Annotated in this window: 1 pseudogene; it reads right to left on the bottom strand. The window is 65.8% G+C overall.

The features are described from left to right. Window positions 1–582: pseudogene (locus tag AX685_RS15040) on the bottom strand (heavy metal translocating P-type ATPase); the annotation flags it as partial.

Genomic DNA, 582 nt, shown 5'->3' with positions numbered 1-582 from the left:
GCGCGAAGATCAGCTCGGTATTGGGGCCGAGAAATTCGGCGTGGCTATGGTCGTGGCCATCGCCGGGGCCGTGCTTCTCTTCGCCCGCGCCGTGGCCCCCGGGGCCGTGGTCGTGGCCGGCATGTTCATCGGCAGCGACCCGCTTGCCCACCCTCACCTTCAGCTTGCGAAGCGCAGCGCGCACCTCCTCTTCGGTGGTTTCGCGGCGATCATATTCGACCCGGACAGACCCGCTGGTGCTGGCGCTTGCCTGGACCACGCCGGGCAAGGCGCACAGCGCATCGCTGACCGTGCGCGCCCGACGTTCGTGGTTGATCCCCGTCACCTGCCAGATCGCATGGCCGTAGCGCTCGGTGATTTCGGCACCTGCGGCGCGCACCATTTCGCGCAACCGTGGCAGCGGCAGCTTGGCGGCATCGAAATGGATGCACAGCGCCGCTGGCGTGTTGCCGTCGAGACAGATCACATGCGCCCGCTCGACACCTTCGCGCTTTGACAGGGTTGATACGAGACGGTCCAGGCAGGCATCGGCCGCGTCAGGAAGGTCCGGCAACAATACTGGAATATCGAGTTCGAGCTTGT

The organism is Sphingomonas sp. CCH9-F2 (assembly GCF_001556735.1).
GTDB classification, from domain to species: Bacteria; Pseudomonadota; Alphaproteobacteria; order Sphingomonadales; family Sphingomonadaceae; genus Sphingomonas; species Sphingomonas ginsenosidimutans.
This window is presented reverse-complemented; position numbering and strand designations above follow the sequence as displayed.